The sequence below is a fragment of the Aedoeadaptatus coli genome (genome assembly GCF_900343085.1).
Classification (GTDB): domain Bacteria; phylum Bacillota; class Clostridia; order Tissierellales; family Peptoniphilaceae; genus Aedoeadaptatus; species Aedoeadaptatus coli.
In genome coordinates, this window is sequence record NZ_OPYI01000003.1 from 26698 (window position 1) to 46553 (window position 19856).

General features: G+C 28.5%; 15 protein-coding genes. 2 read left to right on the forward strand and 13 right to left on the reverse strand.

Annotated elements, in window-relative coordinates; translation table 11 throughout:
* Nucleotides 1-20 precede the first annotated feature (20 nt).
* The 13 genes from DG046_RS02145 to DG046_RS02205 form a co-directional block, all read right to left on the reverse strand.
* On the reverse strand, nucleotides 21-1373 hold the full coding sequence (locus tag DG046_RS02145) for an MATE family efflux transporter (RefSeq protein WP_108830955.1): 1353 nt from the start codon (nucleotides 1371-1373) through the stop codon (nucleotides 21-23).
* A gap of 12 nt (nucleotides 1374-1385) precedes the next feature.
* Nucleotides 1386-2834 carry an ABC transporter ATP-binding protein gene (locus DG046_RS02150; RefSeq protein WP_108830956.1) on the reverse strand — a complete coding sequence of 483 codons (1449 nt, stop codon included), beginning with the start codon at nucleotides 2832-2834 and terminating at the stop codon, nucleotides 1386-1388.
* Entirely contained in the window at nucleotides 2831-3511 is a 681-nt protein-coding gene (locus tag DG046_RS02155) for an energy-coupling factor transporter transmembrane component T family protein (RefSeq protein WP_108830957.1), read from the reverse strand. Before DG046_RS02155 ends, DG046_RS02150 begins: the two co-directional genes overlap by 4 nt.
* On the reverse strand, nucleotides 3511-4089 hold the full coding sequence (locus tag DG046_RS02160; protein ID WP_108830958.1) for an MptD family putative ECF transporter S component: 579 nt from the start codon (nucleotides 4087-4089) through the stop codon (nucleotides 3511-3513). Before DG046_RS02160 ends, DG046_RS02155 begins: the two co-directional genes overlap by 1 nt.
* A 51-nt stretch (nucleotides 4090-4140) precedes the next feature.
* Nucleotides 4141-4707, reverse strand: coding sequence for a TetR/AcrR family transcriptional regulator (locus DG046_RS02165; protein ID WP_108830959.1), 567 nt, complete (start codon nucleotides 4705-4707; stop codon nucleotides 4141-4143).
* 85 nt (nucleotides 4708-4792) lie between these two features.
* Nucleotides 4793-5545: an alpha/beta fold hydrolase gene (locus DG046_RS02170; protein ID WP_108830960.1), complete on the reverse strand. Its 753-nt coding sequence runs from the start codon at nucleotides 5543-5545 to the stop codon at nucleotides 4793-4795.
* Complete coding sequence (locus DG046_RS02175; RefSeq protein WP_108830961.1) at nucleotides 5546-6601, reverse strand: saccharopine dehydrogenase family protein; 1056 nt, start codon at nucleotides 6599-6601, stop codon at nucleotides 5546-5548.
* 89 nt (nucleotides 6602-6690) lie between these two features.
* Nucleotides 6691-12210, reverse strand: coding sequence for a non-ribosomal peptide synthetase (locus DG046_RS02180; protein WP_108830962.1), 5520 nt, complete (start codon nucleotides 12208-12210; stop codon nucleotides 6691-6693).
* Nucleotides 12211-12230: 20 nt separating this feature from the next.
* The gene (locus DG046_RS02185; RefSeq protein WP_108830963.1) at nucleotides 12231-14171 is read right to left on the reverse strand and encodes a condensation domain-containing protein; all 1941 of its coding nucleotides are present in this window, start codon (nucleotides 14169-14171) and stop codon (nucleotides 12231-12233) included.
* A 12-nt stretch (nucleotides 14172-14183) separates the two neighbouring features.
* On the reverse strand, nucleotides 14184-15770 hold the full coding sequence (locus tag DG046_RS02190) for a (2,3-dihydroxybenzoyl)adenylate synthase (RefSeq protein WP_108830964.1): 1587 nt from the start codon (nucleotides 15768-15770) through the stop codon (nucleotides 14184-14186).
* A complete protein-coding gene (locus DG046_RS02195) occupies nucleotides 15770-16462 on the reverse strand; it encodes a 4'-phosphopantetheinyl transferase family protein (protein ID WP_108830965.1) in 693 nt (230 codons plus the stop codon). Before DG046_RS02195 ends, DG046_RS02190 begins: the two co-directional genes overlap by 1 nt.
* Entirely contained in the window at nucleotides 16452-17204 is a 753-nt protein-coding gene (locus DG046_RS02200; protein ID WP_070737647.1) for a thioesterase II family protein, read from the reverse strand. Before DG046_RS02200 ends, DG046_RS02195 begins: the two co-directional genes overlap by 11 nt.
* A 162-nt stretch (nucleotides 17205-17366) precedes the next feature.
* Nucleotides 17367-17738, reverse strand: coding sequence for a metal-dependent transcriptional regulator (locus DG046_RS02205; protein WP_108830966.1), 372 nt, complete (start codon nucleotides 17736-17738; stop codon nucleotides 17367-17369).
* Nucleotides 17739-18113: 375 nt separating this feature from the next.
* Here DG046_RS02205 and DG046_RS02210 point away from each other — a divergent pair, with 375 nt between their 5' ends.
* Nucleotides 18114-18470, forward strand: coding sequence for a plasmid mobilization protein (locus DG046_RS02210; RefSeq protein ID WP_108830967.1), 357 nt, complete (start codon nucleotides 18114-18116; stop codon nucleotides 18468-18470).
* Between the two features lies 1 nt (nucleotide 18471).
* Nucleotides 18472-19803: a relaxase/mobilization nuclease domain-containing protein gene (locus tag DG046_RS02215; protein WP_108830968.1), complete on the forward strand. Its 1332-nt coding sequence runs from the start codon at nucleotides 18472-18474 to the stop codon at nucleotides 19801-19803.
* Nucleotides 19804-19856: the final 53 nt, after the last annotated feature.

A 19856-nucleotide genomic window follows, 5' to 3' on the forward strand; every position in this document is an offset into this window, starting at 1 on the left:
TAATATTTTTAAATAGTTTATTATATTTTTTTTATTTCAGAGGGCATTCTATTAAGCTCTCCAATCATCATTGCTATTCCAGCTAAAATCATAATTAAATCTACAAGAGGTTCAGCAAACCATACTGCCTTAACTCCAAATGTCATTGGTAGAATAATCATGGCAGGAACGAATAAAAATAATTGTCTTAGCATGACGATTATGCCTGCCTTTTTAGCATTTCCTATTGCTTGGAAGAATGTTATAGACATAACCATTACTCCATATAAGATAAATATAGAATAGAATAGTCTAAAGTTTCCTACTCCCTGAGTTATAATACTTTCTTCTACTCCAAATAAAGAAAGAATATTCTTTGAAAATGCTAATGCTGGTATCCAAAATATTGATGCAAGAACTAATCCTCCGATAGAAAATACTTTCATAGCTTCCTTTACTCTCTCATATTTCTTTGCTCCAAAATTTGTACCAACTACAGGTTGTAAACCTTGACTCATTCCCCAAAGTGGAATAAATGAAAAGGCATATATTCTAAGTGTTGCTGCCATCAAGATAGCATTTGTATCTCCGCCATATTTAAAGGACATTTTATATAGCATTGTTTGTTGAATCATAAATAAAATTTGCATCATCATAGCAGATGACCCTACGCCAAACATTTCTTTTTTTATTTCCTGATCCGATTTGATTTTATTTATTTTTACAGATTTACTCTTGTATTTAAAGTAATGGAGTGTTATTATTGCTTGAACTAATTGTGCTGTAATAGTTGCAAGTGCTGCACCTTCAATTGCATATTTCCCCATTAATTTCATTAGAATAGGATCAAGAATTATGTTTAAGAGAGCTCCTAGCCCCATAATAAGCATGGCTTTTTTCATTAATCCTTCTCCACGCATAACCATGTTTGCTGATTGAGTAAAGTTTACAAATAAAGAACCAATGAAAATCACGCGTAAATATCTGATACCATATTCTTTAATTTCGCCACTTGCCCCAACCATATCTAAAAAATGTGGTGCAAGTAAAATTCCACCTATTGTAATAATTGATGAGAATAAAATAACCCAAAAGATTAAATTCCCCATAATTTTATCAACTGTTTTTTTGTCGCCCTTTCCTATAGCTCTTGATAAAACTGATGCTGAACCTACGCCTATAAGTGTAGATACACCACTATTGAAAAATGTAAGCGGCATAGCTACACCACAAGCTGTCATTGCTGTTTGTCCTATAATATTTCCTGCAAATATTCCATCCATTAATGGATAAAGACCTATTACTATCATTCCTATTACAGCAGGAATAGATAATTGAAAGAGTAAATCTATAGGTCTTTTTGTTAATAATTGTTCTTTCATATCTTGTTTCAAAAAATCAACTCCTTACACAATCAGTCCATCTTTAATAAATTTCAAAATTTCTTTTTCATGTCCCTGAATATTCACTTTCTTGTATCTATCTCCTCCAAGCATTAACACAGAATTACAAACTTTAAAAATAAGTTCTATATCATGAGTTATTATGGCAAAAAGATATATTTTTGAATATCTTTTTATTATTTCAGAAATATCATTCATTCTCTTGTAATCTAAACCTGACGTAGGTTCATCAAGAATTATTAATTTTCTACCACTTAAACAAGCAGTTAATAGAGCAAGTCTTTGTTTTTGTCCACCAGATAGATTTTGTGGATGGTCATACCTATTTTCCCAAAGGTCAATATGTTTTAATTCGTTTCTAAGTCTATTTAAATATTCATCGTCATTAATTCTATCTTTTTGTAAAAGCTCATTTTCCACCGTATCAAAAAACATTTGGTATTCTACATCTTGCATCATATAATAAGAGTTTCTTAATCTTTCTTTTTTATTTCTCCCAAAGCTTGTCTTGCCTTTAAAGTTTAATAAACCAGCTAAGGATCTTGCAAGAGTCGTTTTACCTACTCCATTTTTACCTATAATCGCCATTATCTCATTTTCATATAAGCTTATATTTAAATTTTTTATTAATTCTTTTTTACCAGTAGAAATATCAGCTCCTCTTATATCCTCAACTACATTTTTGGAATTATCAATATTTTCAGATAGCAAAAAATTATAGTTAGTTGTTCTTAAAGAGTAATTTTTACAATCCTCTTCTGTTAATTCACCTTTTTTAAAAACTTTTTCGATTTTACCATCTTTCATATACAAAAAACGATCATATAAATCATTTAAATAGAACAATCTATGCTCAGATATTATTATCGTTTTTCCTAAGGATTTTAATTTTTCAAGAATATTCTTAAGTTCGACTATTCCCCTATAGTCTAAATTTGATGATGGTTCATCAAAAAAAATTATTTTAGTATCATAAACAAGAGTAGATGAGATAGCAACTTTTTGCTTTTGTCCACCTGATAAAGAATTGATATTTCTATATTTTAAATTTTCAATTCCCATCACACTCAAAGAGTCATCAACTCTTTTCTTTAATTCTGAAAGCTCCATTCCTAAATTTTCTCCAACAAAGGCAAGCTCATCTTCAACAATATTTGCGAAGAACTGATCTGTTGGATTTTGAAAAACATTTCCTATATATTTTGCCAATTCTCCATTGTTATATTGCGAAATATTTTTTCCTAAAATAGATACTTGTCCATATAATTGTCCTTGATAATGATTCGGAATTAAACCATTTAATATTCTTGTTAGCGTGGTTTTTCCACAACCAGATAAACCACTTATAACAACAAGTTCCCCTTCTTTAATATTTAGCTCTATATCTTTTAAAATTACCTTATCATTTCCGTCATAAGAGAATTTTTTAATATCTGCTTCTATTACATTCATATTGACCTCCACAATAAGAAAATAGCTAAAAGTAAGAATACGATATCAAAAAATTTAAAAGTTATTTTATGATAATTGGTCCTTTCCCCTCTATATTCTGCTCCTTTAGATATAATAGATGAAGTCAAAGTTTCACTCACTTGCAAACATTTATAGATAAGAGGGATGAAGTAAAGTTCAAAAGACCTAACAGGATGGAGGGGACTTAATCTTAGTCCCCTTACCTTCATGCCATTCTTTATTTCATTAAGCCTTAACCCCATCTCTGATATAAACTTCATTCCTATCACTATGCTTAAAGCAAACACATTTGGAATGTGTAAAAACTTAAGTGAACTCATCATTTTAAGTGGTGATGAATTCACAAGAATACCACCAATAACAAATATTGGAAAGAGTTTTAATAAGATTTCTACAAGACCTAAAATTGCATTTCCACCTATTCCTAAGTCTGTAATAGTTAATGTTTTGCCAACAATTAACAAGATAAGAACTGTTGCTAGTTGTTTAATAAATTGTTTTAAGGAAAAAGTTAAAGTTAGAAACATTGATATTGCTATCATAATATAGTAGCCAATATCATCTGTTATAAATAATATAATCGAAAACGCTAAAATTAAAACAAATAAAATTATAGGATTTACAAGACAGTTGTCATCTCTCCTTATTTTTTCCATTACAATATTCCTGATTTTTTACTATTTTTAAAAAACTTATTATTTATATATAATCCAAATCTTCCTGCTATTAATACCAAGACGATATTAATGCCTATTGAGATTAGCATTGCCTTTGGTGTAAAAAAGGCATCCATAAAGGCAGCCTGTTCTTTAGTAAATACGCTAAAAACTTCAACAATTTTTTCTGGTCCAAGTAGTCTTACAAATGTCATTGCATGCATTGAAATAACAAACATTCCAGCAGATACCGCTAAGGCAACTCTATTATCATTTTTATAGTTGCCTATAATTAATTCTGCTACAATAGCTGCGATGGCATTTACTATAAGCATTGGCCAATATCCACTTAAAGCATAAAATACACCTAGCAACATGAAAAATATAAAAGCTATTCCTCTTTTTTGTAATTTTTTAGCCATAATTATAAATGGCGGAGCTACTACAAAGGAAGAAAATCCTGCCGCTATATATAAGGATAAAGTTCCTAACATTCCTGTGGCTGTTGATACAGCCATGTTTAATATAAACGCCACTACTGTAAAAATTGTAACTTGTACAATATCTTTTAATTTCATATAAACCTCCAATTTAAGATATATTTTTTCTTTCTGAGTAAACCCTAAGATCTACTTAGCATTATTATCTAAGATAATTCCTATCATTTTTTTTAATGCAAGTTTGTTCTTCACAAAATTTTCTCTTGCATTTAGAACTTCACAACCTAGAATAAATGTGTTAATCAAATCAGTTATTAATTCGATAGCTTCACTTAATTCACCTCTTACATCTTCATCAAATAACATTAGAATACTATCAGATGATGATTTTTTTAGTTTCTTATATAAGTCTTTTAACTTATCGTCATGGTTTAATTCCTGCAAAAACATTGCATAAATTGAAACATAGTCACTCTGATATAGCATTTTTTCTAAAATGATCTCAGATAAAACTTCGCTAAAATCCTGACTTGTTTTATTCATCTCATCATGGATTATCTTCTCTCTGTATTTATTTCCTTCTACCATAATGTCGTATAAAATTTCATAGGTAGAACCATAATGATGATACAACCCACCTCTAGAAAGCCCAGTAGCTTCCATTATGTCATTCATAACTGTATTTCTAAATCCTTTTTTTAAAAACACAGCTATTGATGCTTTTTTTATTTGATCCAATCTATCTTTAACATTCATTCGCACTCTTGAAATACTACCATCTCCTTAAAGACATCTGTGTCGGTATTTATGAATATTATACCATATTTTTATGATAATCAACTCATTTAACTCTACTCTTTATCATCCCAATTATTATTTCTGGATGCTTACTTAAAGCTTCTGAATGCCCCATATCTTTTATTTCTTCTACTTCTAGTTCTTTTTTTATTAACTTTTCTAAATAATTTAAAGAATCTTTTGCGTATATTTCTCTACTTCCAAAAGAAACAGATATGTCTTTCGTAGATAATTTGTCAGAATTTTTATTTGTTATATCATAACTATATGCAGCTTTAAAGGTACTGTATAAAGTTTCATTACTTATAGACTTAAATAACATTGGTTTTAATATTTCAATGTCATTTTCATCATATCCCATGTTATCTCTGATTTCTTTTTGAAGATGATTATTTTCTAATAATCCAATAAATTGTTTAGACATTATATTTGAAAATAATTCAATATTTTCTCCCATATTTATATATTGACCACCATCTAGGATTACTTTTGTTATGTTAACTTCTCCGCACAATATCATTTCAAGAACAATACTAGCCCCTAAAGATATACCATATGCTAGTTCAATATTATCAATTCTTAAATCTTTAATTTCCTTTATTATCCTTACAGCAACTTGTTCTACAGATTTAATTGGTTCTTCATTGATATCACTATGACCTGGTAAAACAGGTAATAGTATGCAATAACTTGATTTTAAAGATTCTATTATTTCCCTAAAACAATTTTCCCAATAAAAGCCAGCACCATGAACTAGCATAATTTTAGGATTGTTTAAATCACCCACTATCTTCATTTATAACACACCCTCCTCATATTCCTTTTTTTCTTTTTTGATATTTACTTTAACATTTTTAAATATCAAATCCCTTTCTATATCTTTAAAGTCTAAAATATCCATTGAATAATATAGCCCATTTTTATAATTTCCCTCCATAATTTTCTTAACAAGATTAGAACAAATTACAGCACTCATTGTACTGCTTTCTTTACTTTCTACTTCAATCTCAATATTTTCCATAGAATTTTTCGCAGAAATTATTAGCTTGTTAAAATTATTTTTAGAAACATTTGCTTTAAAAAATGAAATTATATTATCTATATCTTTACTATAACTACCTTCAAGTTTATCAGATTTTAATACTATGTCCTGCATTTTTCGAATAACCTTATCGTCATAAATTTGATTAAACCAATTTGCAGTGTTAACATTAAATTTTTCTGCTACTCTTAAAAATTCTTTGGTGATATAGTTTGATAGCTTATAAATATCACCATTAATATTTACAAATTTAATTCCATCTTCATATACAAGCTCTCCATTTTTGTAATAATATAATGCTTTTCCAAACCCAGATAAATTTGTTAAAACAAAGTCTTCAATTGCTGATTTACTGGGAATTTCTTCACTTACATTAAAACCTGAAATAGAATCAACATTCTTTAAACAACTACAAGCATAACTTGCCATAATTCCACTTAATCCAGGGAAATATCCCGAAGATAAAACAAATATGTTGTTATCTAATTCTTCTTTTATTTTATCCTCTAAAAATGATTCACCTGATGGATCTATATATGGAATATTGCATTCACTTGCTATTTTAGCTATCTTTTCTCCATTTTTATATGATGCTCCAGCACAATTTATCAAAATATCAACTTGATTACAAAATTCAGCGACTTTACCCAAATCTTTTATGTCCACCTGTACATAAGTGCAATTTTCTGTATCTTGTTTTTTATTGTTCTTGTAGGTAGCATATAAAGGATATATCTCACTTATAATTTCTACACATTTTGAACCAATATTTCCACTTCCTCCCAATATTCCAATTATCGGATTTTTCATATATTCACCTCTCTTTTAGTAAATAAAAACCAATATAGCTTCAATTTTTAGCTTGAATCATTAAATAATTTTATCATCTTGAATATTCCTTATTCATTAATGAATTTTAATATCTTCGTGCTATTTTGTTTTAGATTTTCTCCCGTTAAACAATCAAAATGTTGTCCTAATATACTGCTATACACTATATTTCCAGCTAAATACTTCTCCCAAGTTTCTTTATCTTCTCCAAAAAATTCTCCATAAAAACTTTTTTCTGTTTCTTCACAAGAGAAAACTCTTACATTCCCGCTATATTTTTGGGGTTTATAAGTTGATACACATCCAAAATTTTGAGAAAAGATGTTAAATAGTGTATTTAACATTCTTATTTCATTATCTAATAAATTTAACTTATCTCTATTTATTGAATTATAAAGATTATTTAGTCTTTCGGAAATTGGAATTGAAGAAAGTCTTTTAAACTCAAGTCCTATATCCTCATACTCTCCAACAAGCCTCTCAAATGACTCTATTTTCAAGTCACCATCTAGATTTTTTACCATATATTTTATACAATCATCTAGTCTTTCATCACTTACAGTATGACCAGCTTTAAAAATATCAGCATTTATTAGCCTAGAAAATGTTCTTTCTAGCAGTAATTCATTTTCTAAACTCGTCCTTAGTGCTATATCATATTTATTTCTTGATAAACAATGGAAAACTGTTCTATTTTGTTCTCTTGGAATAGTCGTACTCAATAAAGTTACATCTGATACATTCATATTTTTATTGGTTATATAATTCGCAGTCTCAATAGCTATCAATCCACCAACGCAATGTCCAATAAGGATATACTTGGAATAACCGAGTTTACATAATACCTCTCCATATTTTTCTCCAAGATTTTTAAATGTATCCTCAGTTTTCATAGAAACATATTCTGCCTCATCTCCGAAAGAAAAGCCCAATACATCTTCGACATCATTACTATCTTTTATAATATAATCTAATAATTCTGTATATGCAGATAATGTGCCTGTCCCTGCGTGAAATAAAACTTTAGCAGTTTTCTTATCATTATCTAAATTGGATTTTTTTAATACTGATAAAGACTTATCAATCTTTTTATCAATCTTGTCAAACCTGTTTTGAATTTTTTTGGAAATTTCTCTGATTGTCGGCGTTTGCATCATTTCAGTAAGCAAAGAACTCCAGTCCCAATCTTTTGCTTCTTCTACTTTTTCCAAAATTTCACTTATAATTTGTGCTATTAAAAGAGAGTCTCCTCCTACACTATAAAAGTTTTCATCTAATCCAATAAAAGACTTATTTAGCTCTTTACACCATATATGTTCAATCTTTTTTTCTATCTCTGTCATTTGCGATTTATCAATACTAATATCATCATCTTCTACTTTGAATAAACTTGATATTGCCTCTTTGTTAATTTTCCCATTGCTTGTTTTGGGTAAACTTTGTAATATTTTTATATCAGATGGAATCATATAGTTTGGCAAAGAATCATTTAAATGCTCAAATAATTCTGTTTTGTCAATGTTATAATATTCATTTTTAAATCTCGTTACAAAAACACTTTGTCCTGATACTTCTAGTAACTGACTACTTGGAAATGCATAAGTTATGTTGCCATCATTTCTATCTATAATATCTTCCCATTGCTTTTTTGAGAAAAATGTTTGTTCACTTTCTTTTCTTTCATCTTCAAATCCTATCAATCCATCCTTGAATTCCATTGATGTTAATAACATATAACTCATTTTTGTTTCCTCTAATATAATCAATGTCCCAGAATCTACTAATAGATTTTTTAAGTTTTTTATAACGAAATCTATATTTCTAGAATTGTGTAATACATTTGCACATAGTATTAAATCAAATGAGAACGCATCTAGACCCTGCTTATAAAAATCTTCATTTATATCAAATATTTTGTATTTTATCCAATCATATTCATGAAATATGTTTTTTGCATTGTTAAAAAAGAATTCAGAAACATCAGTGAAATAATATTCAACTTTTGAATCTTTCAATTTAGTAATCACATCAATAGTTGTTCCACCTACTCCTGCTCCAACTTCTAAAATCCTAAATGGTTTATTGCTATTTTTTATTTTTTCATTATATAAATAATGTATTTCATTAGCTATAAAACCATTATTGATTCTATTTATTTTATTGTCGTGATATGATGCCAAAGCAGGTTTTAAATCCCCTTTTGGAAAAAGTAAATTTAACGGATCTTCGATTCCTGTTATTAGTTCAGGTAAAGAATCATTAGATCTTTTCAGATAAGCTAAAAAATCCTTACTGTAATTAAATTCATTTTCTACTTTATAAAAATCATTCCATAATTGTTCAAGTGTTTCTCCATTCTCTTCACCTAAATATTGGTATTGTTCCTCATCTAATTGTAATATTTTTTCTTTAACCAATACATTTAGCCATCTCTTTAATAACTTTTCTAACTTTTCAGGTACTTTTATTATTTTTTTAATCTCTTGAATGTTATATTTGCTTTTTTGGTCAGTAAAAATTCCAAAATGTTGAAATGTTCCTAAAATAGACTTCAATGATACCTTGTCAGCACAATCTCCCCATTTTATTAATAAATCAAGATTCATATTCTCTAAAACACTTGATTCTAACTCTTTTAAAAACTCAATTTCATCGCAACCCAAATAAAAATCATTAGATATATAACTTTTAATTTTAGGAGTAACCACAGCATTTATTTTACCATCTAAAGATTTCCCTTTTGTATATACAACTTGTGCAGAATCTACTTTGTTATAAGAAACAATTGCATCCTCTATTTCTGATAATTCTATTCTATATCCATGAATTTTTATTTGTCCATCTCCAGACTCTCTACCAGTAAAAATAATTAAACCATTTTTTAAATAATAACCTGTATCACCTGTTTTATATATAATTTCTCCATCTCTTGTTCTTATAAATTGTTCTTTATTTAATTTTTCATCTCCGATGTATCCCTTGGATATTCCCTTACCGCCAATATACAATCCACCTTTAACATAGTCGGGACAAGGATTTAAATCTCTGTTTAAAACGAAAAATTTTTGATTTGACATAGGGTATCCATATGGAACACTAATATCAAATTTCTCATTTTTACCTATATTATAATAGATAGACCAAATTGATGCTTCTGTAGCCCCACCCATGCTAACAAGCTTCACATTTTCAAAAATATTGTATACTCTACTTGGTAAATTTGTTGGAATCCAATCTCCCGACAACATACATAGTCTTAAATATTCACTCTTTTTTATTTTTTCAGATGCCTCTAAATAATTAACTATCAGTTGCATTTGAGCTGGCACAGAGTTCCAAATAGTTACTCTATGAAGCAACATTAAATCATAAATATACTTTGAATCATTTGTCTTCTCTGATTCTGGTAGTACTAATGTTCCCCCAATATCAAAACACCCAAATATATCATATACCGATAAATCAAAGGATAATTTTGCTAATCCTAAAAACACGTCTGTTTCTTTTATCCTATATCTTTCATTGACATCAATTATTGTATTCATAACTGCATCATGCGTTATTCTTACACCCTTAGGTTCACCAGTAGTCCCAGAAGTAAAGATTATATAAGCATCATCCATGTAATATTTTTCTAAATTTAAATCTTTCATGCTATTAAATTCACTTAAAGAAATATTGTGTAAATTTATATTTTTAAATTCAGAATTACTCAGCTCTTCATCACATGATAGAACCACTTTAACATCTGACTTTTTTAGAATCTTGTTTTTTCTATTAATTGGCTGGTCTACGTCTATTGGAACATATACAGCGCCGCTTAATACAATAGCTAGTACAGATGCAATCTGCCACTCATTTTTTTCAATATTAACTGCTATTCTATCTCCAGATTTTATTTTATTGTTTTTTAAAGCTTCCATTATCGAACTAACATACAAGCTTAATTTTCTATAAGAATAAGTATTTCCCTTGAAAATTAGAGCTGTTTTCTCTGGATTTTTATTTAGCATTTTTAAAAATCCATCTCCTAAAGTTCTTTTTGGAAATTTTCTTTGTGTTGAATTAATATCATGTCTAACTTGCAGAATATTTTCAGGTAATTCCACTGGATTTTTCAAATCTAGGATTTTATACGGATTTTTACATAGTTCCTTAATTATATTTACAAAACCTGCAAACATTTCATCCATAACAACTTGATCAAACACAAATTTTCTAATATCCCAATTTATCCTAGCTCCTGTCTTTTCTTCTGCTAACTGACAATCAATATAAACTTGAGGTGTTTGGCTGATTTTATAATTGACTTTTCGCTTTAACAATACGTCATTTTCATTTGACAGACCAACTGTGCTTGTAAAAACCAATGGCACTACAACACTCTCACCTTTTAATCTGCTAAGCATTCTTAGAACTTCAACTCCAGAAAATGAGTTATGCTCCATATCCATCCATAAATTCTTTTGCAGATTTATTATTCTATCTTTAAATGTTAATTTACTGTCTATATCTATTGCCGATACATTCACATCCGTAAAATCTCCCACTATTTCATTAATATCTTTTATATTTAAAGAACTCCTCTTAAATAAAGTGGTGTTTATGCAAAATTTATTTGTACCTGACCAGTAATATACTATTTCTGACAATACTGACATAACCACAGCCGACACAGTTACACCGATATTTTTTGACAAATCACAGAGTTTACTCCACATGTCTTCATTTAAAAAAATACTTTTTTGAAGAAAAGAGCTATCTTCTATATCTACAGTCTTTAGTGTCGGTAAGAAAGGTGAGTTTCCTATATTTTCTATCTTATTTTCCCAATATTTTTTATCTTCTTGGCTATTAGCACTTTTATTTTGTTTTCTCTCTTTTTCATATATAACGATATCTCTATAGCTACTAGAATTACACGCTTCTTTTTCGGGGTTATAATAAAAATCTTCTAAATCTTTCAATATGATATTCATGCTTATATAGTCAGCAACTATCATATCAACAGAAAAGTGAAGCAACGTTTTTTCATTTATTTTAGTTATTGCAATATCACACATTGGCCATTCACCAATTTTATACTGTTTGTTAGCTAATTTCTCCCTCAAATCTAATTCTTTTTCATCTATTGAAAAATTCTCTTCAATTTCAACAAATGGTACATCCTTTTGCACTTTTTGTTTACCATTCTTATATATGATTGCTCTAAGCATATCATGCTTTTTTATGACTTTATTCCATGCTATCTCTATTTTGTCCTTATCTAAAAGCTCGTTATATTCAATTTCCATATACCCATGGCAACCCACACCGCCCAATTCAAATGCTGTATTCCTTCCCAATAAATATGAACTCTGTATTTCTGTTAAGTCAAATTCCTCATAACGATTTATTTCGTCTCTTTTAAAATATATGTTTTTTTCTTTATCCAAATATTCTAAAAGCATTGATTTATTAATCTTAAGTTGTTTTTTTAATTCATCTGTTAAGCTTCCCTTTGGTGCTCTAAATTTTACGTTGCTACCCTCTTTCCAAACAACTATATTTTTATTGTTTAAAATATCTAGTAATTCTGTTATACTCATTAGATCCATCCTTTCTTTTACTAAATTGAATAAACTTCTATATCTTCAAGAATTTCATCAATCTTATCCGATATTCTTTCTATTGTTAGATTTGTAAATATTAAGTTCATTGTAATTTGGTTTTCTAATTTAAAAACTCTTTTAATTTCATTGATTATACTCATAGCTTTTAAGCTATCACCTCCAATTTTAAAATAATTATCATAAATAGATATTTCTCTTATATCTAGATGCTTTTTCCATATATCAATCATTTTGTTTTGTGTTACTGTTAGATTTGTTGTATAAACTCTCGACTTTTCACCTAAAGGTACATCAATGCTTTGAAGCTTATTATAATTAAAACTACACTTTTTATACTCTCTATATTGTAAATAATTATTTGAAATTTCATTTGTTGCAATCCAATCATCATATTTAGTTAGTCTTAAAAGTTGTTCTTCTAAAGAATTTAACATGTCATCTAACATTTTTTCAGGGAAAATTTCATCTACACTGTCCCAGCATAAAATCAAATCTCCGTCTTTTATATAAGATTGGAAATCTAACCATACTCCTGGAGTTTGTGAAACCATATATGTAATTTTGCCCAAAGCTTTCCTTGAAATTTCAGTTTCTAGTGGATAGTCTATGTTGCACGCAAAAACTACAGGTGCTACATTAAGACTTGTACCCTGTGATTTTGATATATCTCTTTGAACTTGAACTCCACTATAAGATGAATGGCTAACATTGTCTATAAAGGTTTTGCTTATTCTATTCAAAGTTTCTAGGAAAGAAGTATCATTTTTTCTTTCATGCTCTACTAATAAGATATTTGTAAAGTCTGCCACCATATCTTTCATGTTTTCGTTTGAAAGATCTCTATTAAATAATGGTAAGTTTATAAAAAACTTATCTTGGTTAGTCCATCTTTCTAGAATTAAATCATATGCAGTTAATAAAACCATTGATGGCGTAGATTTATAGCTTGCTGCAAGCTCTTTTATTTTGCTCCACTTATCTTTTTCAATAACTCGTTTTCTTCTAGTAAATCTTGTTTCTTTGATTTGTTCAGGATCTTTTCTTAATGGTAAATTAGGTCTTTCTATTTCAAATGAGTCTATTTTTTCTTTCCAAAACTCTTGGTCTTTTTTATAAATTTCAGAGTCTACTTCAAGATTATTTATATAGTCTTTAAAAGTATAACTGTTTGGATTGTCTAATTCTTTTCCTAAATACAATTCTCCTAATTCTTTTAAAATAAGGCTCAAACTCATTACATCAGCAACTAACAAATCTAAATCAAAGAATATTTTGTTTCTATTTTGTGATAGATTCGCAAGTTTTAATCCTGCGACTTCTCCCATTTCTACTCTAAGTTTTCTATGAGATAAATTTTCTCGTATTTTATCTAGTCTAATTTTGGTTTCTTCTTCATCTAAATTAGACAAGTCAAAAACTTCAATTTCTTCGCTAAAAGGTTTATCTAATATTTCTTGTTTTCCATCTTCTGTGAATCTTGCTCTGAGCATTGGATGTCTATATTGAAGTTTATTCCATGCATCATTCAATCTTTTATAATCTATATCTTTTCCATCTATTTCAATATAGGCATGACAACCCACTCCACCTAGAGTTTGATCATCACTTCTGCCTATAAAATAAGAATATTGAACATCTGTAAGATTGAATGAATCTTTGCCATCATTTGATTTCTTATTATCTTTTGAATGTTTCTTGATAATTTTTGAATTAGCTACTAGGTCAAACCATGAATTAAGTGTAGGCTTCTCTATGAGCTTTGCAAAGGATATTCTAAGTCCTTCTTTTTTAAGAATTCCTGAAAGTTGCATTACTTGCATGGAACTTAAGCCTTTTTCTATTAAATTGTCATTTTCTTTTATATCTGATTTCTTCAAGGTATCTTTTAACCATTTTTCAATTATTAATCTAATTTCTTTTCTCGCATCAAATTCCATGTTCTGCTCCTTTCACTCTATTCTTTTTAATTTATTTCTATCAATTTTCCCCAAAGCAGTTAGCGGCCATGAATTTATATATTTTATAGAATCTGGCAATTTAAATTCCGCTACATTCTTATTTGCTAGAAATGTTCTGATATCTTCTAATGAGAGTTCGTCCTTCTCATCTTTTAATATGAATACTCCTATTTTTTCTCCCAAAAGTTCGTCAGGTACCCCTACAACTTGAACATCTCCTATATTCTCATTAGATAGTAAAATATCTTCAATTTCAGAAGGGGTAATTTTTTCTCCAGCCTTATTTATTGTTTCTGAAATTCTTCCAACTACCTGATAATTCCCATCTTTTAGTTTCCTTGCCTTATCTCCAGTTTTAAAATATAAATCTTTGTCTATGCATTTTTTGTTTACTTCTGGGAGCTTATAATAGCCATAGATTGTGTAAGAACCTCTGACTATAAGTTCTCCGTACTCTTCATCTTTGACCTCTTCTCCATCTTCATCAACTATTAACAATTCATCAAACTCACTTATAGGCTTACCTTGAGTTGTAAATATAGTTTTACTATCATCATCTAAAGAAGTTGTCATAATCAAACCTTCAGCTATTCCAAAAATTTGTTGAAGTTTGCAACCAAATTCTTTTTCTATCTTTTCAGCAAGTTTTTCTTCTAAAACTGATCCTCCAACTTGAAGAACCTTTAATGAAGATATGTCGTAATCATCTTCCTTTATAAAATCTATACATATATTTGCCATAGCAGGAACTAAGCCCGTTATCGTAACCTCCTCTTCCTCAATTAAAGGCAAGATTTCATCTGGACTTGTTACTGGGCATAAAACAACTTTACCGCCTATAAAAAATGTCCCTAATATCCCTGGGCAACATAAAGGAAAGTTGTGAGCAATAGGAAGAGAAGCTAGATAGATACTGTCTTGATCCATTTTACATCTCTTTGCCGTCTCTTTTGCTACATAGATATAATCGCAGTGTCTCCTTGGTATCAATTTTGGTATCCCAGTTGTACCTCCCGATAAAAGTAGTAATCCTATTTCTTTATAGTCAACATCTATATTTTGATATAGATAATCTTTATCTTTAAGATTGTAAAATTTTTTATATCCTTGATTATCTCCAAGAATATAAACTTCAAAATCTATATTTAATTCTTCCTTTACTTCTCTTATCATATCAACATATGAAAAGCCAAGATATTTATCCTTAGCTATATATGCTTTTGCCCCTGATTTTTCTAATATTCCCTTTATTTCATTTTTCCTATGAGCTGGAAGTGATAATACTGGAATCACACCAATCTTAAACATGGCAAAAAGGGTAATAACAAATTCGTGACAATTAGGAAGTTGAAGAACGATTCTATCTCCCTTTTTAAATCCAGCTTTCAATAAACCATTGGCATAATGGCAAGCTTTTCTATTTAATTCTTGATATGAAAGTTCAACATCTCCATCTACTAAGGCAATTTTACCCCCATATTTTTTAGCACAATCTTCAATAAATTCTCCTAAGGTCATATGCGGCCATACTTGTTCATCATAAATTTTTTCTAATTTTTCTTTTAATTCAATGTTCATTAATTTTCCTCCAAGCATATTGCCCCGAAATATTTGTCATCATAATTTAATGGCTGTAATCTACTTATTATATTGTTTTTATTATCGCTAATTTCTATAACTTTATTTCCATAAGAAATTATTTCAATTTCTTTCAAATTTCTTATAATACCAATCCCATCACATTTAAGATAGGCTTCTTTTGCAGTCCAATATCTATAGAAACTGATTATGTTGTTATCTATATTTATTATTTCATCTTTAGTGAAACAATTTTCTAATATATCCTTAAACTCAAATTTATAATTTATTTTTTCAACATCTACTCCTACTTCTCTTTTAAAAAAAGCTAACAGGACTAAGCCTTCAGTATGTGAGATGTTAAACTTTAATCCTAGAGTGCTTTCTACGTAGGGTTTATTATTTTTATCTCTTTTGACTATCAGATCATCAATTTCTTTTTCTAGTAAACATTTTAGGACTAAATTAAGTATTGTCCTTGATGCTAGATAATTAATTTTTGCTATTTCTGATTTATAATCTTCTGATTTTATTATCTCCTCTTTAGTTAAGTAAGAAAGTAATTTTTCTTCTAATAATTTATCTGTATAAGCCTTAATTAGTATTAAATTATCACTAGCTAATTTATCTTTTAAATCTTCTAAAGTAAGAAAATCATTAATTTTTCTTATTTCATATTCTTCAATTTTCATTTACTTTTATAAACTCTTTTATCTCTTTAATGACACTTTCAGGAGATGTATTGACAAACATATGCTTGCCATCGATATATCTATAAGTGAATTCTTTTGTGGTATAATCTTGCCATTTTATAAGTTCATCTAAGGTCATTTCTTGATCTTTATCCCCCATAAGACCTAGTATAGGTGATTCTAATTTCTCAAATTTTGTGTCTTGATAGTCTTCATCTATTACAAAATCTGCCCTCAGTGTTGGTAAGAAAATGGAAATTAAATCCTTATTATCTAGAATTTCTTTTGGTGTTCCTTCATATCTTCTCAAGCCTTCTATAAATCCGTCATCGTCAAGATGATAAATTGGATGAGGTTCTTTATATAATGGAGCACGCCCTCCTGATATAATTATTCCTCTTGGATTTATGTAATCCGAATTTTTAATTCTTAATGCTAATTCATAGACTATTTTTGTTCCCATACTGTGTCCAAATAAATAATAAGGTTTTCTAAAATCAAAATTTTCTTTCATATCTTCAAATAGATTATCTACTAAGATGTTAATATCACTTATAGCCTTTTCAGAAAACCTGTTTTCTCTTCCTGGATATTGGGCAACAAGTAATTTTATATCTTCGAATTCATCTTTCCATTTTCTAAAGGCAGACACCCCGCCACCTGCAAATGGAAATATAAAAAGATTTGCTATTATATTATTTTCATTAATTTCTTTATTTAGTATTTCAAAGTTTTTTGACATAAATTCACCTTTTTATTTATTTTCTGTTAGCATTGGCTAACTCAAAATTATTATATACCATTTGATAGCTTTTATCAATAGCTTTGAGATGTTTTTAAAAATATAATTTTAAAAATAAAAATAGCATAGACATCTCATTATGCGAGTCATCTATGCTATTTATTATAAATTATAATCGAAATGTTTTTTTAATTTTTTAAAAGTTTCATCAGAAATAACATGCTCTATAAGACAAGCTTCGTCTTCAGCATTTTTTGCATCTATTCCAAGTCTTATAAATACGTCCGTTAAATATTTATGCCTTGTATACATTTTTTCGCAAAATATTTTTGACTCCTCTGTTAAACGAATTATTTTATCTTCACCATAAATAATCAGCCCTTTATTTTCAAGTTTTTTTAGCATTCTTGTAACAGTAGGTCTTTTATATTCTAAGTAATTAGCAAGATCCATATTTCTTACTTCCTCTTTTTCCAAAGATAAAATATATATAGCTTCTAAATAATTTTCCTCTGCAAATTCCCTGTGTAGAATAGATTACCCCTCCCTCAAAATAAAAATAATTACAATCAAATTTAGTAAATACGAAATTAAAGAACTTAGAATATGATTTCCTTAATTATTTACACTATTTCATTATACTTATAAAAATCCTTATTTAAAAGTAAATTTCGCAATAATCCTTGAAGTTTATCTTATATTGTTTATTTGCATCAATAAATGCGGTATAATTAATAAAACTGAATAAACGCTTAACGCTTATAACTTTAATAGCAAGCACAGTAAGTGAGTACCCACTTACGAAAAATTGATGAAGCAGAACCTTTATGGACTGCTTCTTTTTTTATCAATTTTACCTTGTTAGGGAGAACCCTAAGACCCCAATATTTTATGATAAGGAGATATACTATGGATAATAGAAAAAGAAATAATCAACTAAAAATATATTTAACAGATGAAGAAAAAGAAATCTTTGAAAAGAAAATGAAACTTGCAAATTGTAAAACCATGTCCCACTTTCTTAGAAAGTGCGTATTAGAAAAAGAAATTTATGTTGTAGATTTAGAACCATTTAGAAACCTACAATGGCTACTTTCAAATGCAACAAACAATATAAACCAGATTGCAAAAGCAACTAATACAACTGGTGTTATTTACAAAAATGAAATCGACTCAATGAATAAACAGATAGAAAAATTATCAAAAGAAATATGGCAGATCCATTCCCTACTTCTTAATAAATCTAAAGAAAGTTCTGGTGATTAGTATGGCAATTACAAAAATACATCCTATAAAATCAACTCTAAATTTGGCAATAGATTATATAACTAAGAGTGAAAAAACTGATGAAAAAGTCTTGGTATCTTCATTCAAATGCCACCCATCTACTGCCCATATTCAATTTATGAAAACACGAGAAGACAATGATACTAAAGGAACAGTTTTGGCAAGACATTTAATTCAATCTTTTCTACCAGGAGAGGTTGATCCTACAAAAGCTCACGAGATAGGAATGAAATTATGCAAGAAAATTTTAAAGGAAGATTATGAATTTGTTCTTGCAACTCATATAGATAGAGGACATATCCATAACCATATTATTTTTAATAATGTTAATTACAAAACTGGTAAATGCTACCAGTCTAACAAAAAAACTTACCATAAAATCAGGTATCAAAGTGACGAATTATGTAAAGAAAATAAGCTTTCAGTCATTGATGAATATTATGAAGCTTACAAAAGAAAATATAAAACTGCGGGTAAATCTTGGTACGAATATGACCAAAACAAGAAAGGAAATTCTTGGAAGTCTAAACTACAATTTGATATAGACAGAATGATTAATAAGTCTAACTCGTGGGAAGAATTTTTAGAAAATATGAAATCTATTGATTATGAAATTAAGTTTGGTAAACACATTGCTTTTCGTCATAAAGATAAGCAAAGATTTACAAGAGCTAAGACTATCGGAGAAGATTATACCGAAGAAAAAATCAAAGAAAGAATAGATTTAGCTATTAAAAACAAAGCTAATCCTATTAAAAAACGTGTAGGAAACGTAATTGATATATCTACTAATAAAAAAGCTCAATCCTCTAAAGGTTATGAAGTTTGGGCAAGAAAACACAATATCAAAACAATGGCAGATTCAATAATTAAATTGAGAGAACAAGGAATTAATTCCATTACACAACTCGATGATCTTATCAAAAAATCTGCTGATGATAGACAAGATTTGCTAGATAAAATTAAGAAAATTGAAACTGAAATGAAGAGTTTATCCGAGGATATGGAAAATATAAATACTATAAATAAGTATCGTGAAATATATAAATACCACAAGAAAAATCCTGAAGATAAGCAATTTGCAAATGAGTATTATAGCGAACTTTCCGTCTATAAAATAGCCGCAAAAGAAATTTTAGAAAACTATAAAAAACTACCAAATACAAAAGAAATATTAACAAGACTCGATAAACTGCAAGAAAAAAAGAACACCCTTATGCAAGAGTATTCTTTGAATAAAGAACAATTTTCTGATCTTGTTCAGTATAGGAAAAACTATGAAAATTATTATGGGAAGGAAGTAGAAAGATAAAAAATTAGGGGAAGTCAATTCTTTATATAAACTATTACTCATAAAAGTTGACA